Below are 21,176 nucleotides of genomic sequence, written 5' to 3'. Positions count from 1 at the left end.
CTTACCGTGCTGCGGCCAGGGCCATACAGTCCATGCCCAGCTGTCCCAGGATCTGACCCAGACGACACACCGGCAGACCCATCACATTATAATAGTCGCCGCTGATGCCCTCAATGAACAGGGCCCCGTAGCCCTGGATGCCGTAGGCCCCCGCCTTGTCCATGGGCTCGCCGGTGGCGATATAGGCCTCGATCTCCTCAGCGGTCAGGGAGCGGAAGGTGACGGCGGTTTCCTCCCACTGGCTGAACACCTGCTCTCCCCGCAGTACGGTGAGGCCGGTGTATACCTGGTGCCGGTTGTCCGACAGCAGGGAGAGCATCCGGAAGGCCTCCTCTTTGTCGGCAGGCTTGCCCAGCGCTACCCCGTCCAGGGCCACTACCGTGTCGGCGGCAATGACCACCGTGTTGGGGTCGGCCTGGGCGGCCACCGCCTGGGCCTTTTCCAGGGAGATCTGCCGCACCAGCTCCGCCGGAGGCAGGTCCCGGTCCATATGCTCGTCAATGTCGGGGGTGACGATGCGGAAATCCCGCACCCCCATCTGCTCCAGCAGCGCCCGTCTCCGGGGGCTTTTGGAGGCCAGAATGATATCCATGCGATTTTCGTTCCTTTCCATTATTGCCCGGTGGACCCAAAGCCGCCGGTCCCCCGGTCGGTCTCATCCAGCTCGGCCATCAGCTCCAGCTGGGGCAGTACCACCGGGGTCACCACCAGCTGGGCGATCCGGTCGCCGGGGTGGATGGTGTAGGGCTCCTCAGACAGATTGGTGAGCCCCACCATGATCTCACCCCGGTAGTCGCTGTCAATGACACCCACCCCGTTGGACAGGGAGATGCCGTGCTTGATGCCCAGCCCCGAGCGGGCGAACACCAGAGCCACATACTCCGGCCCCGGCAGGGCGATGGCAATGCCGGTGGGGATCTTCACCAGCTGCCGGGGTGCGATAATGATATCTTCCTCGATGCAGGCGGACAGGTCCATACCGGCGGAGCCGGCGGTGGCCCGGCTGGGCCAGGGCAGGTCCCGGCCGATCTTGGGGGATACCGCTTTGACTTTCAGCTTCATCTATGGTTACTCCACATCTCGATAATAAAGACCACGGGTATACTCGTTGGGGCTCCAGCTGCCCTGCTCCAGATAGCGCCGGGTCACCTGGACGCACTCGTCGGGGGTTTCGGTGGTGAACAGCAGCCGCTGGGCCCAAAGGCCGATGCGGCGGTAGTCGGCGGCCTTGTCCGCCAGGAAGAGCTTCTGGGAGTTGAGCAGCTCGTTGCGGCAGCCGGGGGCCTTCACCACCGGGAACTTGGCGCCCTTCCGGTCGGTCAGAATGTTGGTGCCCTGGCAGCCCTGTTTGCAGCCGCCGGTACGGTTTTGAATGATGCAGTTCTCCATGATCATCAGGGGCAGCCGGCCGTAGGTGATGAGCTCGGTGTCCAGGCTCTTGGAAATATCCCGGATCTGGGGGAACTTCAGCTCAAAGGACAGGGTGAGGGAGGAGAAGCCCAGACGTTTATATTCTTTCACAGCCTGAGCGTTATAGACCTCCAGACCGAAATCGCCCCGCAGGGTGAAGCCCAGTTCCTTGGCCACCTGAATCATGCCCAGGTTGCCCACCAGGGCGTCGGTCACCCCCAGGTCCTTCACCTTCTTCAGATTCTCCACCATCTGGGGGAACTCCCGGTCCCAGGCAATGCGGGGCAGGATTACCCCGATAGAGGTGCCCGCCGGGGCGTTGGCTTTCTCCGGATGGGCGGCCAGTTCCTCCAGGGGGATATACACCATGGCGGGGCCCAGGTCCAGCAGCTCCTGGGTGACCTGATCCGCGGAGCGCACCGAAATGGTGAGAGCGGGGGCCTCCCGCCGGTTCTCATACCGGGCGCCGGGGTGGTATTCGCCGGTGCGGCGCTGGGGCAGCTGTTCCCGCTGCTTTGTGAGACCGTCCAGGGCATCCCGCCGCAGGGCATTGAGGGTGGACAGGGGGAGGGACAGACCGTCCTCCACCAGCACCCGCATCCGCTCCGCCCGATAGGGGGTACCACCGGTGCGGGCAAGCTGCTTCTCCACCGCGTCGGCCGTCAGGGGACGGGTGCGGGCCTCTTCGGGCACCGGCCCCTCCACCGTGGATACCCGGCCCTCGGGGTCCTTCACGCCCACATGGGCGGGCTCGCCGGGGCGGAGCATGGCGTAGAAGGTGACGGGCACCCGCTGGGCCTCGCCGCTCTGGTAGGTGTTACGGGCGGCGGCGAAGAGCTCCTTGGGCTCCTTGGTCTCCTCCCGCACGCCAAACATATGGCTCCCCTGCTGGTCCAGGTAGTAGCCCTGGGTGAAGCCCTGACGGGAGAAGGCGGCCTGAAGCTGCTCCATCTCCTGGGGGGTGGGCTCCCGGTCCTCATGGATGGCCCGGGAGAAGATGCCGGTGACCACCGCCACATACTCAGGCCGCTTCATCCGGCCCTCCAGCTTGACGCATTTTACCCCCATTTTCCGCAGCTGGCGCAGGTAACCCGCCAGAGACAGATCCTTCAGGGACAGGGGGTAGGAGTCTGCCTTGCCCTCCCAACCGTATTTCAGCCGGCAGGGCTGGGCGCACAGGCCCCGGTTGCCGGAACGGCCCCCGATGACGGAGGAGAGGAAGCACTGGCCCGAGTAGCACATACACAGCGCGCCGTGGGCAAATACCTCGATCTCAATGGGAGAGTGCTGGCAGATATATTCGATCTGGTCCCGGGACAGCTCCCGGGAGAGCACCGCACGGGTCATGCCCAGATCGGCCACCATTTTGACGCCGTCCAGATTGTGGACGGTCATCTGGGTGGAGGCGTGGATGGGCAGATCGGGGGCCACCTGGCGCACCATCCGCAGTACGCCCATATCCTGCACCAGCACCGCGTCGGCCCCCAGGGTGCTGGCCTCCACGGCAAAGTCGGCGGCCTGAGGCAGCTCCCGGTCGGTGAGCAGGGTGTTCAGGGTCAGATACACCTTGGTTCCCCGCACATGGCAATAAGAAACCGCCGCCGCAAATTCCTCCCGGGAGAAATTCTTCGCGTTGCGGCGGGCATTAAAATCTCCGTATCCCAAATAGACGGCGTCCGCGCCGTTCTGTACAGCCGCCGCCACGGCCTCCATGGACCCGGCGGGGGCGAGCAGTTCCAACATACGATCCCTCCCGGAGCAGGGGGGCAGAACGCCCCCCGTTTCCTTACTTCTTATTCTGCAGCTTGAAGATCTCCCGCTTGGCCTCGGAGAGCTCCATCTTCAGCTTGGTGGCTTCCTCCAGATATTCCTTCAGCTGGCGGCGCAGATTCTCTGCCGCCTCCACCTCTTTAAAATATTCGTCGGCAATGTTCACCGCCGCCAGGACGGCACCGTCCACCAGAGAGACGCGGGCGCCCTCCATGACCTCCCGCACCTTTTCGTCCACGTGGGCTGCCACCTTCTCGGTATAGCCGGCGTCCTCGGTGCCCACCAGGGTGTACTCCTGCCCGGCGATGGTAACGGCGACGCGGTTTTTCATGCAAACCCCTCCTGACCATAATAATTTACAGTATTATATCACATCCAGCCCTGGAAGAAAAACAAATTCTTCGTGAATTTTCGAGGGCGCGCAAAAGGCCCGTGGGCGGAATGATTCATTCCGCCCACGGGCCTTAGCCCTTTATCCTTTGAACTGCACCGCAGAGATCTGGATGTCCACTGTACCGCCCGCGCCGCTGGCGGGGGAGATGTCCACGCCGAAGCGGGGCTGGTTATCGCCGTCGCTCTCCAGCGCCTCAAAGGTACGGGTGACGGTGGCTCCGGCGGGAATCTGAGTTTCCAGCATATCCCGCCCGTTTTCTTGCAGGTAACCGGCCTGGAACAGCAGGGGCTGGGTACCGTTGTTGGTGACGGTGACGCTGAGATAGCGGCCATTGGTGCCTATAAAGGAGATATCTCGTTCAAAATCGCTGCCCGAGCGGTATTCGGTATCCTCCAGCACATGGATGCCCATTTCCTGCTCCACAGGCTCCACCTCGCCGAAGGGGCCTACCTGCTCCCCCGCCCGGTCCAGCGGCAGCTTGTCCCAATCCTGCTCCATTCCGCCCACCACGATGACCGAGCCGCTCTGTTTGCTCTTGCTGCTGTTCATCAGGCCGCTGCCCCAAATCCCCAGGGCCAGGACCCCCACGGCCACAAGCCCCAACACCACCGGCAAAAGGTGCCTTCGGCCTTTGTGGGCCTGTACCGGCTCCGGCTCTTCCGTCAATGCCGCCGGTTCCGGAATCTCTTCCGGGACCTCCGCTCCTCCCGCGCCGTATACCAGCTCATCCAGAGATACCTGGTACAGCTTGCCCATCTGGATCAGGTTATCCAGGGTGGGCATCCCCGTTCCGGTCTCCCACCGGGAGATGGCCTGCCGGGATACGTTCATCCGCTCCGCCGCCTCGGCTTGGGAAAGCCCCCGGGCCTTCCGGGCCTGGGCCAGTCTTTCTGTCAAATCCATGTTTTTTCACCTCAACAGCGCAGCGTATGCAGGAGTTAGTACCTCTCATTCTACTGTTCTTTTCCCCATTCCGCAACCCGCCTGAATCTGGTAAGATTCGGGGCGTTACCCGTTGAACTGTACCGCGGAAATCTGAATATCCACCGTTCCGCCCTCTCCGCTGCCGGTGGAGATGTCTACGCCAAAGCGGGGCTGAATGGCTGCACCGCTCTCCAGCGCCTCAAAGGTGCGGGTGACGGTGGCCCCGGCGGGGATCTGGGTGGCGAGCATATCCCGCCCCGTGGCATACAGGTGCCCGGCCTGGAACAGCAGAGGGTGGGTGCTGTTGTTGGTTACGGTGATGCTGACATAGCGGCCATTGGCGCCCACAAAGGGGATGTCCCGGCTAAAATTGCTGCCCGAGCGGAACTGTGTCTCCTCCAGCAGCATGATGCCGCCTTTCCGGGCGTCGGGCTGGACCTCGGCAAAGGGCCCTGCGGTCTTTCCCGCCTGATGCAGCGGAAGGGAATCCCATGCGGACGCCCCGGTACCCGGTTCCACCGTAATGCCGCCCCCATCGCCCCGGCCCAGCACGACGGTCGTTTCGGTCCCGTCCCAGGTGATGGGTACGTCCAGCAGGTTGGCGATGGTCCGCAGGGGCAGATAGGTAGTGCCGCCGCCCGCCTGGTCGGTGTAGACGATGCTGGACGGAATTTCCTGGCCGCCCTCGGTTTTCAGTGTGTCCCCGGAAGCAAAGATGGTGCGCCCGTTGAGGTCCAGATTTACCGGATTGAAGGAGACCAGACCGGAGGCGGCCAAGGCGGTGGTAAGGCAGCCAGCCGTCAGGATCGTGGCCAGGACGCCGCCCAAAAACGGAATAACAGAACGGTTCTTTTTCATGCAGTTCCCTCCTATGTTTTGTAATCAGCCCTTTCGGATTCTTTCACCGCCTCAACAGCGTAGCCCAGGACCTGTTGCTTGTAAACCATTTTCCCGTTGCTGTAGGGGGGCAACGCTCCGTTGCCCCCGTATTTTGTATGACTTTTCAAGGGAACACAGGCTGTTTGCCGGGGAAAGACAAACAAAAAGCCCATGGACGGAATCCACGGATTCCGCCCATGGGCTTGAAAGTGCAATTATAACCGGGCCCCGCAATGGGGGCAGATGCCCTCCGCGCCCACGTCCCGCTCCCGCAGCCGTCCGCCGCAGCGAGAGCAGCGGCAGAACCGCCAGGCGATGAGTGCCATCAGCAGGATTACCACACCCAGCAGGAGAAACACGGACCAGAGGGGCAGCAGATCTTTCAGGAAGAGGACCAACAGTCCCGCCGCGGCCAGAATCCGAAGGCAGGTCCAGCCCACCCGGCAGAGGGGGGCTTTTTGTCCCGGGGAGGGCGGGGCCTCCACCGTCGGAGCGGCACGGAGGGCGCTCCACAGCAGATAGCCGTCCACAGCAATCAGGCAGGCCAGCAGGATGGCGTTGGGGAGCAGGCCAGCCGCCCCGCCTACCCACAGGGTTTTCCCGATCTGGTAAACGCTTCGCAGGGTGAGCAGCAGGCTGACGGCACACAGCAGCCAGAGGTAACTCCGCCGGGTCATGGCAAGGCCCCCTTTCCCAGGCTTGCAGGTGGATCTCTTCACAATCATTGTACCATTTTTCCTTTGGAATGCAATCGATTCCCAAGAAAAACACATCTCCGGAAATGTTTACTGCGGGATTGTGCCCAACCCCCGGAATGTGGTATGATAACAAGTACGAGATCACGAGGGAAAGAGGGATGCCCTATGCCGGAGCTGCTGCTGCCGGGCAATATCATATCCATGGACGCCCGGGCCGCCGACCGGCTCACCGCCTGCGGCAATGGGGACGCCGCTCTGCTCTACCTGTGGCTACTCCGCCACGGTGGGGTGCTGGACCCCGCTCAGGCCCGGAAGGGGCTCAAATGGGACGGCCAGCGGCTGGAGGAGGCCTCCGCCGCCCTGGTGAATCTGGGCCTGTCCGACGGCAAGACCCAGGCCGAGGCCCCCCCCATCCCCGCCCCCCAGGGTCCGCCGGACTACACCGCCGCCGACATCACCCGGGAGATCGAGGACACCACCTCTACCTTCCCCGGTCTGGTGAACGAGGTCCAGCGGCGGCTGGGCAAAGTGCTGTCCACCGCCGATCTGAAGAGCCTGTATACCCTGTATGACTACCTGGCTCTCCCCGCCGAGGTGATCTGCCTGCTGGTGAGCTGGTGCGTGGAGGAGTTTGAACGGAAATACGGCGTAGGCCAGAAGCCCCGGATGTCCCAGGTGCTGAAGGAGGGCTTTGCCTGGAAGCGGCTGGGGGTGGACACCGCCCAGGCCGCCGACGCCCACCTGAAACGCAAGAGCCTCTACCGCACCCGGGAGGGAGCCATCCTCCAGCTGCTGGGTCTCAAGCCCCGGCCCCTGGTGGAGAAGGAGAAGCGGAAGGTGGCGGCCTGGACCGACATGGGCTTTTCCGACGACGTGCTGCGGCTGGCCTACGAAAAGACGGTGTACAAGAAGCAGCAGATGGACTGGGATTACATGAACGGCATCCTGACGGGCTGGCACAAGAAGAACCTACATACCCTGGCGGAGATCGAGGCGGGGGACAAGCCCGCCCGGACGGCCCAGAGCGCCCCCTCCGCCGGCAGCAGGCCGGCCATGCAGGACCACCCCGCCGCCCCCGGCGATGTGGACCGGCGTGTGCGGGAGGATCTGGAACGGATGCGGGAATTTCTCCGGCAGGAGAAGGAACGGGACAAGGAGGGATAAGCCATGGGATACGAAGCCAGTGTGCTCTACCGGGCCACCAAGCGGCTGGAGGAGGGCCGCCGCCGGCGGGAGGAGGCGCTTGCCCGCCGCAAGACGGCGATCTATGCCCAGCTGCCCCGGGTCCGGGAGATCGACAAGGAGCTGAAGGGGACGGTGTACCAGATCATCGCCTCCTCTCTGCGGGAGGGGCGGGACCCCGGTCCCTCCATCCAGGTCATCAAGGACCACAACCTGTCCCTCCAGGCCGAGCGCACCCAACTGCTCCTCCAGAACGGCTGGGGGGCCGACGCCCTGGACGAGCAGCCCGCCTGCCCCAAGTGCAACGATACCGGCTGGGTGGGCGCCCAGATGTGTACCTGCCTGAAAAAGCTGTGCGGTGAGGAGCAGATCAAGGAGCTGTCCAAGCTGCTGGATCTGGGGGAGCAGTCCTTTGAGACCTTCTCCATGGATTACTACTCCCCTCTGCCCTGGCCGGGGGAGGTCATGTCGCCCCGGGAGAACATGGAGTTCATCTTCGACCTGTGCTCCAACTACGCCCGGAAGTTCGGGCGGTTCAAGCTGCGCAACCTGTTCCTCTCCGGTGCGCCGGGACTGGGCAAGACCTTCCTGTCCGCCTGCATTGCCCGCACCGTGTCGGAAAACGGCTTCTCCGTGGTATACGATACGGCGGTCAACGTGTTTGCCCGGTTTGAGGAGCAAAAGTTTGCCCGGGACAAGCTGGATGCCGACGAGGCCAAAGACGAGACAAAGCGCTACCTGGGCTGCGACCTGCTGATTCTGGACGATCTGGGCAGCGAGCTCACCACCCCCTTCGTCCAGTCCGCCCTGTATACCCTGGTCAACTCCCGGCTCATGGCGGGAAAACAGACGGTGATCTCCTCCAACCTGACCATGACCCAGGTGCGCCAGCGCTACACACCCCAAATTTCCTCCCGGCTGGAGGGGGAGTACCGGGTGCTGCCCTTCTACGGAGAGGACATCCGCCTGCAAAAGAAACGGGATTTATAAACCATTGATAAAGGAGACCTACCATTGAACGAGATCATTCTGCTCAAGCTGGGGGAGCTGGTCCTGAAGGGCCTGAACCGCCGCACCTTTGAGGATAAGCTGATTGCCAACGCCAAGCGACGCCTGAAGCACCACGGTGATTTCAAGGTGTACTGCAAGCAGTCCACCATGTATGTGGAGCCCAAAAACGACAACTGCGACCTGGACGGGGCCTGGGAGGCCATGACCAAGCTGTTCGGCGTGGTGGGCCTGAGCCGGGCCCGGGCCTGCGAGAAGGACAAGGACGCCATGCTCCAGACCGCCATTGAGTACCTGGGGGACAAGCTGGCCGCCGCCCATACCTTCAAGGTGGAGTCCAAGCGGGCCGACAAGACCTTCCCCATGACCTCCATTCAGCTGTCCCAGTATGTGGGGGGCGAGTTGGACGAGAAATACCCCAACTTGAAGGTGGACGTACACAATCCGGAGCTCACCGTCTATCTTGAAGTACGGGACTACGCCGCCTATGTCCACGCCGACCCGGAACCGGGGGCCGGCGGTCTGCCGGTGGGCGTTGGGGGCCGGGCGGTGAGCCTGCTCTCCGGCGGCATCGACTCCCCGGTGGCCTCCTGGATGATCGCCAAGCGGGGCATTGCTCTGGAGATGGTCCACTTCTTCTCCTACCCCTACACCTCCGAGGAGGCCAAGCAGAAGGTGCTGGACCTGGCCAAGCTGCTTACCCCCTGGTGCGGACGGCTCACCGTCCATGTGGTGCCCTTTACTCAGATCCAGGAAGAACTGCGCCGCAAGTGCCCCGAGGAGCTGTTTACCGTCCTCATGCGCCGGTTCATGATGCGCATTGCCCAGGCGGTAGCCGCCCGATGCGGCGCCGGGGCCATCGTCACCGGCGAGTGCCTGGGCCAGGTGGCCAGCCAGACCATGGAGGCCATGCGGGCCACCACCGCCGTGTGCGACCTGCCCATTCTGCGCCCTGTGGTGGGCATGGATAAGGAGGAGATCGTGCGGATCGCCCGTAAGATCAACACCTTTGAGACCTCCATCCTGCCCTACGAGGACTGCTGCACCGTGTTCACCCCCCGCCATCCCCGGCTGCGGCCGGTGCTGGGGGAGCTGGAGCACGCCGAGGAGGCCCTGGACGTGGAGGGCCTGGTGAAAGCCGCCGTGGAGGGCATCGAGCGTATCCAGGTCTGAACCACCTCTTTCCCAATCCAACAAAGGAAGTGTTTCCTCATGTCTCATACCGCGGAACTCATTGCCGTGGGTACGGAATTGCTGCTGGGCAACATCGCCAACTCCCCGCGGAATCACTGATTCCGCAGGGACCCCATATCTTTTACATCCTCGGGCGGAATGAATCCGCCCTGCGGAAATGCTTCGCTGCGCTACGCATTTGCGGCGGCACTAGCCGCCGATGCCGGTGTTGGCGATAGGAGGTTTTTTCCATGTCCCACACCGCCGAACTCATTGCGGTAGGTACAGAACTTTTGCTGGGCAATATCGCCAACACCGACGCCCAGATGCTGTCCCAGGGGCTGAGTGCCCTGGGCATTAACGTCTACTACCACACGGTGGTGGGGGATAATCCGGACCGGCTGAAAGCCGCCGTGGAGCTGGCCAAGACCCGAGCGGATATCATTATCACCACCGGCGGCCTGGGCCCCACCTGCGACGACCTGACCAAGAATGTGCTGGCTCAGTGCTTCGGCAGGCAGCTGGTGTTTCATGAGCCCTCCGCCCGGCGGATCGAGGCCTATTTCCAGCGTCTCCACCCCAACCGCCCCATGACGGACAACAACTACCAGCAGGCCATGCTGCCTGAGGGCTGCACCGTGCTGGACAACGACTGGGGCACCGCCCCCGGCGTGGCCTTTGAGGCCGATGGTGTCCGGGTCATCATGCTCCCCGGCCCGCCCCGGGAGTGCAAGGCCATGTTCACCTACCGGGTGGTCCCCTATCTGAAGGACCTGGCCGACGGGGTCATTGTGTCCCGCACCCTGAAGCTGTTCGGCATCGGGGAGTCCTCCATGGAGGCTCAGCTGCGGGAGCGGATGAACGCCATGACCAACCCCACCCTGGCCCCCTACGCCAAGGAGGGGGAGTGCGAGCTGCGGATCACCGCCAAGGCCGGCGATGAGGAGAGCGCCCACGCCCTCATCGACCCGGTGGAGGCCGACCTGAAAGCCCACTTCGGGCCTCTGGTGTATGGAGTGGATATTCCCTCCCTGGAGGCGGCGGTCTTTGCTCTCCTGAAGGAGAAGAGCCTCACCCTGGGCAGCGCCGAGAGCTGCACCGGTGGCCTGGTGGCCAAGCGGATGACCGATCTGGCCGGGGTATCCTCGGTGTTCCGGGGGGGCGTGGTGAGCTATGTCACCGAAGTGAAGCACACCGTCCTGGGTGTGGATCAGGACCTGCTGGACCAGTACGGTGCTGTCAGCGAACCGGTGGCCCGGGCCATGGCCGAGGGGGCCCGGAAGGTGCTGGGCTGTGACCTGGCTATCTCCACCACCGGCGTGGCGGGGCCCGATCCCGACGAGCGGGGCAACCCGGTGGGGCTGGTGTTCATCGGCCTGGCTACCCCCGACGGTACCTGGGTCCGTAAGGTGAACCTGTCCATGGGCCGTCAGCGCATCCGCCACATTGCCGCTAGTCACGGCTTTGACCTGGCCCGGCGGTATCTGTCCGGTCTGGAACTGAAATAAATAAAACACGGTGTATTTTCTGGAAAGGAAAATACACCGTGTTTTTGTTTTTAGGGGTTACTCCTGCTCATCCTGAGGATCGGATTCCTCCTCCTGGGCCTCCTCGACCGCCTGATAGGCGGCGGGGGGCTGGACGGCGGCGGGATCGGTGAACACCAGCTCGAAGGCGGCGGCGTCCATGTTCTCGTACTTCAGCAGGTAGTCGGCCACAAAGTCCAGCTCATTCCGCCTTGCGGAGAGGATCTCCACACAGCGGTTGTAGGCGCCGTCGATGAGGCCCTTGATCTCCTGATCGATGAGGGCGGCCACCTCTTCCGAGTAGTTCTTGGTCTGGGCCATGGAGCGGCCGATGAACACCTCGTCGTGGCCGGAGTCAAAGACCACGTTGCCCACCTTGTCGCTCATGCCGTAGCGGGTGACCATATTGCGGGCGATGGCGCTGGCCTTCTGCAGGTCGTTGCCCGCTCCGGTGGAGATATCGCCCAGGGCCAGCTGCTCGGCGGCCCGGCCGCCCAGACAGACGGCAATGCGCTCGGTGAGCTGCTGTTTGGACTGGAAGGTCACATCCTCCTGGGGCAGGGAGATGGTCATGCCGCCTGCCATACCCCGGGGGATGATAGTGATCTGGTGGACCGGGTCCTGGGTCTTGAGGTCGTGGATCACAATGGCGTGGCCCGCCTCATGGTAGGCGGTGAGCTTGCGCTCCCGCTCAATGACCACCCGGCTCTTCTTCTCGGGACCGGCGATGACCTTAATGACAGCCTCGTTCAGGTCCTTCATGCCGATGAAGCGGCGGTGCTGGCGGGCGGCCAGCAGGGCGGCCTCGTTCATCAGGTTCTCCAGGTCCGCGCCGGTGAAACCGCCGGTGCCCTTGGCCAGCTCCGCCAGGGATACGTCGTCTCCCAGGGGCTTGTTGCGGGCGTGGACCTTCAGGATGGCCTCACGGCCCTTAATGTCGGGATAGCCCACATAGACCTGCCGGTCGAACCGGCCGGGACGCAGCAGGGCGGGGTCCAGAATGTCCTGACGGTTGGTGGCCGCCATGACCACCACGCCCTCGTTGTTGCCGAAGCCGTCCATCTCCACCAGCAGCTGGTTGAGGGTCTGCTCCCGCTCGTCGTGACCGCCGCCCAGGCCCGCGCCTCTCTGGCGGCCCACGGCGTCGATCTCGTCGATAAACACAATGGCGGGGGCGTTCTTCTTGGCCTGGTCAAACAGGTCACGGACACGGCTGGCGCCTACGCCCACATACAGCTCCACGAAGTCGGAGCCAGAGATGGACAGGAAGTGGACCCCGGCCTCTCCGGCCACCGCCTTGGCCAGCAGGGTTTTACCGGTGCCGGGAGGGCCCACCAGCAGTACGCCCTTGGGGATACGGGCACCCAGGTCCAGGAACCGGCGGGGGTCCTTGAGGAACTCCACGATCTCCTGCAGTTCTCCCTTTTCCTCCTCGGCGCCGGCCACGTCGTCAAAGGTGACCTTCTTCTGCTCGTCGGCGCCGGTGCGGGTACGGGCCCGGCCAAAGCGGGCGGTGCGGTCGGCTCCGCCGCCTCCGCCCCCGCCGCCAGCCTGGCGGAGGAACATGAAGTACCAAAGCATTCCAAAGACCACCAGCACCGCGATCCAGGGCAGGAAGCTGACCCAGAAGGGAGGCTCGAAGCCGGCGGGGTAGTCGTAGTCCTGGATAATCCCCAGCTGCATCTGCTCCACGATCAGGTCGTTGAAGTCGTTGTAGAACCACTGGGGATTGGCCACGTCGTAGGTGACGGTGGCTTTGCCGCCCACCGCCTCCTTCAGCCAGAGGGTGACGGTTTTATTGTCCAGCTCCACCTTGGTGACCTGCTGCTGTTCCAGCAGGCGGCGGACCTGGCCGTAGGTCATGTTGTCCCCGGTGTTCATGCCGCCCCGGAGGATAAAGATGGATACGATCAGCAAAATGGCAATGAGTACATAAAAGCCTACATCCCGCAGGCTTCCGTTACGTTTCAAGGAACAGACACGTCCTTTCCGGGTAGATTTGAGGAGCCTTATTCCCCGCCGTACACGGAGGGCTTCAGCACGCCGATGTAGGGCAGATTGCGGTACTTCTCCGCGTAGTCCAGGCCGTAACCCACCACGAAGTAGTCGGGGATGGAGAAGCCGGAGTAGCTGACCTCCACTTCCTTCACCCGGCGGGAAGGCTTATCCAGCAGGGTGCACAGCCGCACGGAGGCGGGCTTGCGGGCCTGGAGCAGCTGGAGCAGGTAGCTCAGGGTGTTGCCGCTGTCCAGAATGTCCTCCACCACAATCAGGTCCTTGCCCTCGATCTGCTCGGACAGGTCCTTGATGATCTTGACCTGGCCGGAGCTGGAGGTGCCGGCGCCGTAGGAGGACACCGCCATGAAATCCACGGTGCAGGGCAGGTGGATCTGCCGCACCAGGTCGGCCATAAAGACGAAGGAGCCACGCAGTACGCTCACCAGCAGAGGCTGCTTGCCTTCATAGTCCTTGTCGATCTGAGCGGCGATCTCCGCCACCCGGTTTTTCAGCTCCTCCTCGGAAAAGAGGACCCGCTCAACGTCTTTGTCCAAAATATGTTCCATACTTCTCCTTACCTTTCCTTCCAGAATACCACTTCCCAGGCCGGTTGGCCGGGCTGGGCCATACGGTCTCTATGGGGGCCAAGACCGGCTGCCGCCAGCACGCCCCGTTCATCCGCCAGCACCGGGATGCGGTCCCGGTCCCGACGAGGAATTTTCTCGTCGATCATCCATTTTTTCAGGGTTTTGGTGTCCCGGCCCGGCAGGGCCAGTTCATCCCCCGTCTGACGGGGACGCAGGACCAGGGACCCCTGAACCTCCTGAGATAAATACCAGGCGTTGGGCTTTTGCTGCTCTTTGGGGGGACAGGTTACTGCCCGACAGGAGCAGCGCCAGTCGGTGCCCTCCGGGGCGGTCTCTCCGTCGGTGTTCAGAGGGCAGGGGGTCATCACCGGGTTGTCGCTCTGGGTGGTAATGAGCAGCTCCTTGTACACCCGCTGGGCCAGCCGCCCGTTGGGCAGGAAGGCCACCGCCGAGGGATCGTCTCCCACGGCCAGGTCCACCACCGCTTTCAAATGGGCGGCGGAACAGTCGGTGTTGCCGTCCCCCGTCATTTCCAACAGGCGGCGGGCCGCCCGGGGGGCAATGGCGGCGGGCAGTTCTGCAATGTAGTGGGCCTCGATGACCAGGTCGTCCTCCGCCCAGCGGGCATGGCTGCAAGCCATGGCGGCCTGGGCGTTGAGGTAGTCGTTGTCGGCCCGGAGATAACCCATCGTTTCCACAGAGCGCTCGGTCAGCCGGGGGTTCAGCTCCCGCAGTACCGGAATTACCTGGCGGCGCAGCTTATTGCGGGCGTAGCGCTCGTCGGTGTTGGTGCAGTCCTCCACATGGGCCAGGTGGTGCTCTTCCAGATAGGCTTCAATGTCCGCCCGTGGGGTGGTGAGCAGGGGGCGCACCAGGTCTCCCCGGCGGGGCGGGATGCCTGCCAGACCGTGGAGCCCGGCTCCACGGGTCAGGTGGAGCAGCAGGGTCTCCAGATTGTCGTCGGCGTTGTGGGCGGTGGCGATGCGGTCACAGCCCAGCTGTTCCGCCGTACGGCGGAGGAACTCATACCGCAGTTCCCGGCCGGTCTCCTCCACCCCCAGGCCGCGGCGGGCGGCTTCACCGTACACGTCGCCCCTCTCCACCACGCAGGGGATGTTCCGCTCTTTGCAGAAGTGTTCCACAAAGGCGGCGTCAGCATCGGCGGCCTCTCCCCGCATCCCGTGGTGGTAGTGGGCGGCGGCCACCTGGAAGCCACCCTCAGCCGACAGGCTGTGGAGCAGGTGGAGCAGGCAGATGGAGTCGGCCCCGCCGGATACGGCACAAAGCACCTTACCCCCCCGGGGGAGCATATCGTATTCGGTTGTGAGGGCCTTGACGGTTTCCAGCATAAAGGTGTTCTCCTGTGGTGTTCCTGTAGGGGTGATTCTAATACTCACTGTGTCTCCGGTCGATGGAAGAGAAGGTGGTGTACTCGGGCAGCCACTGCAGCTCCACCGTGCCGGTCTCGCCATGACGGTTCTTGGCGATGATGCACTCGGCCAGGTTGTGGTTCTCACTGGTCTCATTATAGTAGTCGTCCCGGTAGAGGAACATGACGATATCGGCGTCCTGCTCGATGGCGCCCGACTCACGCAGGTCGGACAGCATGGGCCGCTTGTTCTGGCGGCTCTCGGGACCACGGGACAGCTGGGACAGACAGACCACCGGCACGTTGAGCTCCTTGGCCATGATCTTCAGGGCACGGGAGATGTCGGAGACGATCTGCTGGCGGTTGTCGCTGCTGCGGGTGGGACCGCCGGCGGAGGTCATGAGCTGGAGGTAGTCTATGACCACCAGGCCCAGATTATCCACCCGGCGGCACTTGGCGTTCATGTCGGCCACGGAGAGGGCGGGGTTGTCGTCAATGAGAATCTGGGTCTGGTTGAGGGCCGCCGAGGCGGCGGCAATCTTGGACCAGTCCTCCTCGCCCAGCTTGCCGGTGACCAGCTTCTTGTTGTCCACGAAGGCCTCGCCGGAGATGAGGCGCATGGCCAGCTGCTCCCGGCTCATTTCCAGAGAGAAAAAGACCACCGTCTTGCCGGAGAACTTGCCGGCGTGGAGCAGCATATTCAGGGCGAAGGAGGTCTTGCCCATGCCGGGTCGGGCGGCCAACAGGATCAGGTCGGACTTGTTCAGACCGGAGATAGCCATATCCACGTCGGGCAGGCCGGTACTCAGGCCGGGCACGGCGGAATCGCTGGCGGCCAGCTCATTGAGGCGCTCATACACGTTGAGAATGACGCCGGAGATGTGGGTCAGGCCCTGGGAGGCCCGGCCCTGACGGATGGCATAGATCCGCTGTTCGGCGGCCTCCAGCACCTCCTGACCGGTGCCGGTGCCCTCCTGCACCAGGGCGGTGAGATCCCCCGCCGTCTCGGCAATGCGGCGAAGCAGGGCCTTGTCCTTGACGATGGCCACATACTCCTTCACGTTGGCCGCCGTGGGGGTGACCTCCATCAGCTGGAGGATATAGCTGCGGGAGGTGTTCTCGTCGTATACCCCGTTCTGGCGCATATGGTCCAGCACGGTCACCGGGTCAATGGTGAGGGAGAAGTTGAACATGGAGTAGATGGTCTCGTAGATCTCCCGGTTGGTGCGCAGGTAGAAGTCCTCAGGCTTCAGCTCCTCGATCACATCGGGTACGCACCGGGCGTCGATGAGCATGGCGCCCAGCACGCTCTGCTCGGCCTCCACGCTGTGGGGCATCTGCCGCAGCAGCAGTTCCTCTTCGGTTGCCATGTTCCTTCACCTCCCCTACATATGCCTCTGTTCATAATCTGTTTTCCGGGGAATTCATTTCTCCGGAAAACACCTCGACCCGCGCCGCGGGGCGCGAAACCGGGGGTATCAAAACCGTTGTGCCGCAACGCGGCGCGGCGGTTTTGTATCCAGGGGGTATGGGATACCCCCTGGACAGTCTTACTGCTCGGCCACGACCACCTTCAGGGTGCCGGTGACCTCGTAGCCCAGCTTCACCTTCAGCTCGTAGGTGCCGAAGGCCTTGATGGGCTCATCCTGCACGATCTTGGTCTTCTGGATCGTGATGCCGTGCTGGGCGCTGAGGGCGTCGGCGATCTCCTTGGTGGTGACGGCGCCGAAAAGCCGGCCGCCGTTGCCCGCCTTGGCCGCAACCTTGACGGAGAGCTCCTTCAGCTTGGCGGCGGTGGCCTCGGCCTCCGCCTTCTCGGCGGCCATCTGGGCGGCCTTGGCCTTCTCCTGCATCTTCATGGTGTTGATATTCTCCGCGGTGGCCAGAACCGCCAGCTTGCGGGGAAGAAGGAAGTTGCGGGCGTAGCCGTCGCTGGCCTCGATCATCTGGCCCTTCTTGCCCTGGCCCTTTACATCCTGCTGCAAAATCACTTTCATAACTATTATCTCCTTCCTGTTAGGCTTCCCCAGGGGGAAGCTGTCACGCAAAGCGTGACTGATGAGGGAAATGGTATCGGATCCCTCATCCGCCCCCTACGGGGGCACCTTCCCCCGAGGGGAAGGCTTTTTTATTCATCCTCCAGATACTGATCAATGGCCTGGAGGAGCAGCTTGGTCACCTCGTCCACCGTCTTGCCGGGGACCTGGGCGCCTGCGGTGGCGGCGTTGCCGCCGCCGCCCAGCTTCTCCAGCACCACCTGTACGTTCACATCCCCCATGCTTCGGGCGGACAGGATGACCCGTCCCTCATTGTCGGGGAAGAGAACAAAGGAGGTGTCGATGCCCGAGATGTTTAAGAGCTCGTCGGCAGCCTGGGCGGCAGTGATGCGGCCTACGGTGTGGTCCACACGGGCCACGGCAATGCCGTCCTTGTACATCCGGGCGGTCTGGATGATGTCGTACTTGGCAATGGTGCCGTCCAGATCGTTCTGGAACAGCTTCTTCACGTCGCCGGTGTCGGCGCCGGAGCGGCGCAGGAAGGCCGCCGCCTCAAAGGTGCGGCTGCCGGTGCGCATGGTAAACTGTTTGGTGTCCAGCACCATGCCCGCCAGCAGGGCCTCCGCCTCGATCTTCAGCAGGTCGGCAGGCTCCAGCAGATACTGGGACAACTCGGTGACCAGCTCACTGGCGGAGGAGGCGTAGGGCTCGTGGAAGTTGAGGGCGGCGTCGGCGATATAGGAGGAGGCGCGGCGGTGGTGGTCGATGACCGCCACCTTGTGGACCGCCTCCAGCAGGTCCTGGCTCACCACCTGCTCGGGACGGTTGGTATCCACCACCACCAACAGGCAGTTGGAGTCGGCCAGCAGAATGGCATCCTGGGGGGAGAGGAACACGTCCTTGTACTCGGGGACCTGGCTCAGCCGGTCGCTCATCTCGCTGGCCGGATTGACCCCCGGCTCCCGGACAATGTGGACCGGGGTGCCCTTTTTCCGGGCCATGGCGCACACGCCGGCGGCGGCGCCGATACAGTCCAGATCGGGGTACTTGTGGCCCATGACGAACACGGTGGAGGCGTCGGCCATCAGCTCGCCCAGGGCGTTGGCCATAACCCGGCTCTTCACTTTGGTGCGCTTCTCCAGCTCCTTGGTGCGTCCGCCGAAGAACTCGAAGTTGAACTTGTTCTTGACCACCACCTGGTCGCCGCCCCGGCTAAGGGCCATTTCCACCGACAGAGCGGCGTACTGGAACAAATCGCCCAGATTGTCGCCGTCCTTGCCAATGCCGATGGACAGGGTAGCCTGGATGCCCGAGGGGCTGGTCACCTGGCGCACGGTATCCAGAATGGAGAATTTGCCCTCCTGGAACTGGGCCAGGAAGCGCTCCTCAAAGAGGAAGAGGTAGCGGTCCCGCTCATACCGGGTAAACACACCCTGGGCGGGGGCAACCCACTGGGCCAGCCGGTCGTCGATCTCGCTGCGCATGGCCGACTTGGCGCTGTCGTTGGCGCCCTTCATCAGCTCCTCGTAGTTGTCCACCGTCAGGATGGCCACCACGGGGCGGGTGGCATAGAACTCGTCCCGCACAGTGGCAAAGTCGGTAACGTCCACCCAGTAGGTGGTGGCCAGATAGCCTCTGGCTCCCTGCTCCTCGGTGCGGACCAGATGGCCGAACACCAAAAACCGCCGGTCCCCGATGCGCACCTCGGTGGGGCACTCGGTCTTGCCCTCCATCAGCCAGCGGGAGGAAAAGTCGGGCACCGCCGCCGTGATCTTGGCGTCAAAGAGGTGCTCCCGCTCCCCGGTGATCTGGAGGAACCGGTCGTTGGACCAGATGACCTCGTCATTTTCCGGCCGGAAGATGACCATGGGCAGAGGGGCGTTCACCATGGTGTCCTTGGTGGCCGAGTCCATGTTGCAGGTCACGTTTTCAATGTACTTTAAAATCTCCTTCTGCCGCAGGGCATTGCTGCGGCGGAAGTAGAGGTAGAGAATGACCACCACCGCCAGCTCCGCCACCGCAGCGGGGACAGAGAAAAAGGCGGTAATGATGGCAAACACCACCAGACAGAGGAAATACAGCCTCAGACTGGGCTCTACCAGATGAGTTAGCTTATTCTTACGCATAGGGACCTCCCAACTGCGATCAAATACAAGATGACACGTTATTATATCAAACAAGAACGGCAAAAACAAGTGCGGCAGAACGGGTTTTCCTGCCTGTATGCCCCGGCGGTTGCAAAAAAGACCGGGGCGTGCTATCCTTGCGGGCAAGGAGGCGGGACCATGGAGGACCGTGAGATCCTGGCGGGCAGTGTGCTCTTCCGGGACCTGGAAGCGGACCGGGTGGCGCCCCTGCTGGGGGGCAGGCGGGAGGAGTACCCCGCCAACCGGGTGGTCATTCAGGAAGGGGAGCGGGTGGACCGGCTGGAGGTGCTGCTCTCCGGCGCCATGCGGGCGGTCCGACTGGACGCCGACGGCTCGGAATTTCTTTACCAGCAGCTTTTTCCCGGCTATCTGGTGGCGGGGGAGGTGGCCTGCACCCCCAGGCGCACCAGCCCTTACTCGGTGTGCACCCTGGAGCGCTGTACCACCTGGAGCGTTCCCGTGGACCGGCTGAGCGACCCCGCCCTGCCGGCGGAGCTGCGGCTGGCCCTGCTGGGCAATCTGCTCCACTTCGTATCCAACCAGAACATCCGAAAATATTATAAAATTGATGCTCTTTCGGTGAAAAGTGCCAGACAGCGGATTTTGAAGTACCTGACCGCCCAGGCCGGGCGGTCGGGGAGCACCACCTTTACCATCCCCTTCGACCGGGAGGCCATGGCCAACGACCTCTGCCTCAACCGCTCAGTCCTCTCCCATACCCTGAAGGAGCTGGAGGGGGAAGGGGTGCTCACCTTCCGCAAGAATCGGTTTACGCTTTTTCCAGAAAAGTTGTCCGGACAACATACCGGGTAAGGGGATTTTGGTATACTCGTGGCAAACCTTGGAGGTGTTTGTCATGAAGAAACTGGTATCCCTGACCCTGTCCGCCCTGCTGGCGCTGTCTATGCTGGCGGGCTGCTCCAACCCTGCCCCGGCGGAGACCACGCCGTCCGCCCCGGAGACAATCCCCGCCGCTGTGGAGACCACCCCGGCTGTTGCAGATCTCAGCGGCCACACCCTGCTGGTCTTCTGCGGCGCAGGTATGAAGGACCCCTTTGCTGAGATCGCCCAGGCCTTCCAGGATCAGACCGGCTGCACGGTGGAGGTGACCTGCGCCAACGCCGCTCAGATTCAGACTCAGATCAATACCGCCCAGGAGGGCGACTTCTTCATCGCCGGTTCCGAGCAGGAGGTCAAGCCGGTGGCGCAGCTGGTGGAGTCCTCCACCCCTCTGGTGCGCCACATCCCGGTGATCGCGGTGCAGAAGGGAAATCCTCTGAATATCACCGGCCCCGCCGATCTGGCCAAGGAGGGGGTCCGTGTGGTCATCGGTGACCCGGAGGCTACCCCCATCGGCAAGATCGCCGTGCAGCTTTTTGAGGACTTCGGCATTACCGATCAGGTGGATATCGTGTCCAATACCGCCACCGCTCCCGCCATGACCACCGCTCTGGCCGCCGATGAGTGCGACGCCATCGTCGTGTGGAAGGAGAACGTCAGCGCCGACCAGGGGGAGATCGTGGACAGCGCCGAGATGGAGGCCTATGTCAAGACCATCCCCGCCGCCCGGCTGACCTGCTCGGCGGACGCTGAGGCTGCCGACGCCTTCGCGGAATTTCTGAACAGCCAGACCGCCCAGGATATCTGGACCAGCTATGGCTATGAGCTGGCGGGATAAACGCCCGTTAAAACCCTTTGAGTGGGGCTTTCTGGTGCTGCTGCTGGCGGTGCTGCTCTATGTGGCGGCCAGCCTGTGGGGGGTGGTGGCCGGGGGCCTGCCCAATCTGGGCCGTGCCCTGGCCGACGGGGAGATCCGCTTTGCCGTGGGGCTGAGCTTGTGGACCACCACCGTCTCCACCCTGCTGTGCATCCTCATCGGCATCCCCTGCGCCTACCTGCTGGCCTGGAGCCGGGGCATGGGGGAGTTCGGCGCTACCCTGATGCTGGTGGGGGTCACCCGGCTGAAAACCGAGACCCTGCCCGCCAGCATCTACCTTAATATCTCTACCGGCGACAACGGAATGGCGCTGGCGGCGGCTCTGCTGCTGCTTCTGCTCTCCCTGGCGGTCCAGGGGGTAAGCCGTCTGGCCGGACGAAAAGGAAGGGATCTGTAA

20 protein-coding genes are annotated in these 21,176 nt (G+C 63.3%); 7 read left to right on the top strand and 13 right to left on the bottom strand.

The genetic code is table 11. The features are described from left to right. Window position 1: 1 nt before the first annotated feature. From IHN22_RS01770 to IHN22_RS01740, 7 genes are all read right to left on the bottom strand, one after another. Entirely contained in the window at window positions 2-592 is a 591-nt protein-coding gene (locus IHN22_RS01770; RefSeq protein WP_191433203.1) for a Maf family protein, read from the bottom strand. A gap of 20 nt (window positions 593-612) precedes the next feature. Then, window positions 613-1,062, bottom strand: a complete 450-nt coding sequence (gene dut, locus IHN22_RS01765; protein ID WP_191433202.1) for a dUTP diphosphatase — start codon at window positions 1,060-1,062, stop codon at window positions 613-615. Between the two features lie 6 nt (window positions 1,063-1,068). Beyond that, window positions 1,069-3,153 (bottom strand): U32 family peptidase, encoded by a 2,085-nt coding sequence (locus IHN22_RS01760; protein ID WP_191433201.1) that lies wholly within the window; start codon window positions 3,151-3,153, stop codon window positions 1,069-1,071. Between the two features lie 43 nt (window positions 3,154-3,196). Beyond that, the gene (locus IHN22_RS01755; protein WP_087188397.1) at window positions 3,197-3,511 is read right to left on the bottom strand and encodes a cell division protein ZapA; all 315 of its coding nucleotides are present in this window, start codon (window positions 3,509-3,511) and stop codon (window positions 3,197-3,199) included. Between the two features lie 141 nt (window positions 3,512-3,652). Continuing rightward, window positions 3,653-4,477 carry a helix-turn-helix domain-containing protein gene (locus tag IHN22_RS01750; RefSeq protein WP_191433200.1) on the bottom strand — a complete coding sequence of 275 codons (825 nt, stop codon included), beginning with the start codon at window positions 4,475-4,477 and terminating at the stop codon, window positions 3,653-3,655. A 105-nt stretch (window positions 4,478-4,582) separates the two neighbouring features. Then, window positions 4,583-5,356, bottom strand: coding sequence for a stalk domain-containing protein (locus IHN22_RS01745; protein ID WP_191433199.1), 774 nt, complete (start codon window positions 5,354-5,356; stop codon window positions 4,583-4,585). A gap of 236 nt (window positions 5,357-5,592) precedes the next feature. Further along, window positions 5,593-6,054 carry a hypothetical protein gene (locus IHN22_RS01740; protein WP_191433198.1) on the bottom strand — a complete coding sequence of 154 codons (462 nt, stop codon included), beginning with the start codon at window positions 6,052-6,054 and terminating at the stop codon, window positions 5,593-5,595. 186 nt (window positions 6,055-6,240) lie between these two features. Here IHN22_RS01740 and IHN22_RS01735 point away from each other — a divergent pair, with 186 nt between their 5' ends. The 4 genes from IHN22_RS01735 (at window position 6,241) to IHN22_RS01720 (ending at window position 10,946) form a co-directional block, all read left to right on the top strand. Next, window positions 6,241-7,239, top strand: coding sequence for a DnaD domain protein (locus tag IHN22_RS01735; RefSeq protein ID WP_087390344.1), 999 nt, complete (start codon window positions 6,241-6,243; stop codon window positions 7,237-7,239). Window positions 7,240-7,242: 3 nt separating this feature from the next. Further along, window positions 7,243-8,247, top strand: coding sequence for an ATP-binding protein (locus IHN22_RS01730; protein ID WP_191433197.1), 1,005 nt, complete (start codon window positions 7,243-7,245; stop codon window positions 8,245-8,247). Between the two features lie 24 nt (window positions 8,248-8,271). Next, a complete protein-coding gene (thiI, locus tag IHN22_RS01725; RefSeq protein ID WP_191433196.1) occupies window positions 8,272-9,438 on the top strand; it encodes a tRNA uracil 4-sulfurtransferase ThiI in 1,167 nt (388 codons plus the stop codon). 251 nt (window positions 9,439-9,689) lie between these two features. After that, entirely contained in the window at window positions 9,690-10,946 is a 1,257-nt protein-coding gene (locus IHN22_RS01720) for a competence/damage-inducible protein A (protein ID WP_191433195.1), read from the top strand. A gap of 57 nt (window positions 10,947-11,003) precedes the next feature. Here the strand turns inward: IHN22_RS01720 and ftsH are convergent, their stop codons facing one another. The 6 genes from ftsH to IHN22_RS01690 form a co-directional block, all read right to left on the bottom strand. Continuing rightward, on the bottom strand, window positions 11,004-12,935 hold the full coding sequence (gene ftsH, locus IHN22_RS01715) for an ATP-dependent zinc metalloprotease FtsH (RefSeq protein ID WP_191433194.1): 1,932 nt from the start codon (window positions 12,933-12,935) through the stop codon (window positions 11,004-11,006). A 38-nt stretch (window positions 12,936-12,973) separates the two neighbouring features. Beyond that, a complete protein-coding gene (hpt, locus tag IHN22_RS01710; protein ID WP_191433193.1) occupies window positions 12,974-13,528 on the bottom strand; it encodes a hypoxanthine phosphoribosyltransferase in 555 nt (184 codons plus the stop codon). A gap of 8 nt (window positions 13,529-13,536) precedes the next feature. Continuing rightward, window positions 13,537-14,898, bottom strand: coding sequence for a tRNA lysidine(34) synthetase TilS (gene tilS, locus IHN22_RS01705; RefSeq protein WP_191433192.1), 1,362 nt, complete (start codon window positions 14,896-14,898; stop codon window positions 13,537-13,539). 37 nt (window positions 14,899-14,935) lie between these two features. Further along, the gene (gene dnaB / locus IHN22_RS01700) at window positions 14,936-16,288 is read right to left on the bottom strand and encodes a replicative DNA helicase (protein WP_087390361.1); all 1,353 of its coding nucleotides are present in this window, start codon (window positions 16,286-16,288) and stop codon (window positions 14,936-14,938) included. Between the two features lie 180 nt (window positions 16,289-16,468). Next, window positions 16,469-16,915, bottom strand: a complete 447-nt coding sequence (gene rplI / locus IHN22_RS01695; RefSeq protein ID WP_191433191.1) for a 50S ribosomal protein L9 — start codon at window positions 16,913-16,915, stop codon at window positions 16,469-16,471. Between the two features lie 131 nt (window positions 16,916-17,046). Beyond that, window positions 17,047-19,041 carry a DHH family phosphoesterase gene (locus tag IHN22_RS01690; RefSeq protein WP_191433190.1) on the bottom strand — a complete coding sequence of 665 codons (1,995 nt, stop codon included), beginning with the start codon at window positions 19,039-19,041 and terminating at the stop codon, window positions 17,047-17,049. A 159-nt stretch (window positions 19,042-19,200) separates the two neighbouring features. On the opposite strand from IHN22_RS01690, the gene IHN22_RS01685 reads away from it, so the two are divergent. The 3 genes from IHN22_RS01685 to IHN22_RS01675 are packed head-to-tail and all read left to right on the top strand — an operon-like array spanning window position 19,201 to window position 21,176. After that, window positions 19,201-19,875: a Crp/Fnr family transcriptional regulator gene (locus tag IHN22_RS01685; protein ID WP_191433189.1), complete on the top strand. Its 675-nt coding sequence runs from the start codon at window positions 19,201-19,203 to the stop codon at window positions 19,873-19,875. A gap of 43 nt (window positions 19,876-19,918) precedes the next feature. Continuing rightward, complete coding sequence (gene modA / locus IHN22_RS01680; protein WP_207733065.1) at window positions 19,919-20,740, top strand: molybdate ABC transporter substrate-binding protein; 822 nt, start codon at window positions 19,919-19,921, stop codon at window positions 20,738-20,740. Further along, window positions 20,718-21,176 carry a hypothetical protein gene (locus tag IHN22_RS01675; RefSeq protein ID WP_191433188.1) on the top strand — a complete coding sequence of 153 codons (459 nt, stop codon included), beginning with the start codon at window positions 20,718-20,720 and terminating at the stop codon, window positions 21,174-21,176. Before modA ends, IHN22_RS01675 begins: the two co-directional genes overlap by 23 nt.

It is taken from the genome of Flavonifractor sp. An112 (genome assembly GCF_904377885.1).
Taxonomy (GTDB): domain Bacteria; phylum Bacillota; class Clostridia; order Oscillospirales; family Oscillospiraceae; genus Flavonifractor; species Flavonifractor avicola.
The sequence above is the reverse complement of the archived record's forward strand: the minus strand, read 5'-3'. Positions and strand labels throughout refer to the sequence as shown.

What these genes read in the sequence shown, in the direction of transcription:
- IHN22_RS01770 (WP_191433203.1), bottom strand. Translation starts at nt 592, where the DNA reads ATGGATATCATTCTGGCCTCCAAAAGCCCCCGGAGACGGGCGCTGCTG.
- dut (WP_191433202.1), bottom strand. Translation starts at nt 1,062, where the DNA reads ATGAAGCTGAAAGTCAAAGCGGTATCCCCCAAGATCGGCCGGGACCTG.
- IHN22_RS01760 (WP_191433201.1), bottom strand. Translation starts at nt 3,153, where the DNA reads ATGTTGGAACTGCTCGCCCCCGCCGGGTCCATGGAGGCCGTGGCGGCG.
- IHN22_RS01755 (WP_087188397.1), bottom strand. Translation starts at nt 3,511, where the DNA reads ATGAAAAACCGCGTCGCCGTTACCATCGCCGGGCAGGAGTACACCCTG.
- IHN22_RS01750 (WP_191433200.1), bottom strand. Translation starts at nt 4,477, where the DNA reads ATGGATTTGACAGAAAGACTGGCCCAGGCCCGGAAGGCCCGGGGGCTT.
- IHN22_RS01745 (WP_191433199.1), bottom strand. Translation starts at nt 5,356, where the DNA reads ATGAAAAAGAACCGTTCTGTTATTCCGTTTTTGGGCGGCGTCCTGGCC.
- IHN22_RS01740 (WP_191433198.1), bottom strand. Translation starts at nt 6,054, where the DNA reads ATGACCCGGCGGAGTTACCTCTGGCTGCTGTGTGCCGTCAGCCTGCTG.
- IHN22_RS01735 (WP_087390344.1), top strand. Translation starts at nt 6,241, where the DNA reads ATGCCGGAGCTGCTGCTGCCGGGCAATATCATATCCATGGACGCCCGG.
- IHN22_RS01730 (WP_191433197.1), top strand. Translation starts at nt 7,243, where the DNA reads ATGGGATACGAAGCCAGTGTGCTCTACCGGGCCACCAAGCGGCTGGAG.
- IHN22_RS01720 (WP_191433195.1), top strand. Translation starts at nt 9,690, where the DNA reads ATGTCCCACACCGCCGAACTCATTGCGGTAGGTACAGAACTTTTGCTG.
- hpt (WP_191433193.1), bottom strand. Translation starts at nt 13,528, where the DNA reads ATGGAACATATTTTGGACAAAGACGTTGAGCGGGTCCTCTTTTCCGAG.
- tilS (WP_191433192.1), bottom strand. Translation starts at nt 14,898, where the DNA reads ATGCTGGAAACCGTCAAGGCCCTCACAACCGAATACGATATGCTCCCC.
- dnaB (WP_087390361.1), bottom strand. Translation starts at nt 16,288, where the DNA reads ATGGCAACCGAAGAGGAACTGCTGCTGCGGCAGATGCCCCACAGCGTG.
- rplI (WP_191433191.1), bottom strand. Translation starts at nt 16,915, where the DNA reads ATGAAAGTGATTTTGCAGCAGGATGTAAAGGGCCAGGGCAAGAAGGGC.
- IHN22_RS01690 (WP_191433190.1), bottom strand. Translation starts at nt 19,041, where the DNA reads ATGCGTAAGAATAAGCTAACTCATCTGGTAGAGCCCAGTCTGAGGCTG.
- IHN22_RS01685 (WP_191433189.1), top strand. Translation starts at nt 19,201, where the DNA reads ATGGAGGACCGTGAGATCCTGGCGGGCAGTGTGCTCTTCCGGGACCTG.
- modA (WP_207733065.1), top strand. Translation starts at nt 19,919, where the DNA reads ATGAAGAAACTGGTATCCCTGACCCTGTCCGCCCTGCTGGCGCTGTCT.
- IHN22_RS01675 (WP_191433188.1), top strand. Translation starts at nt 20,718, where the DNA reads ATGGCTATGAGCTGGCGGGATAAACGCCCGTTAAAACCCTTTGAGTGG.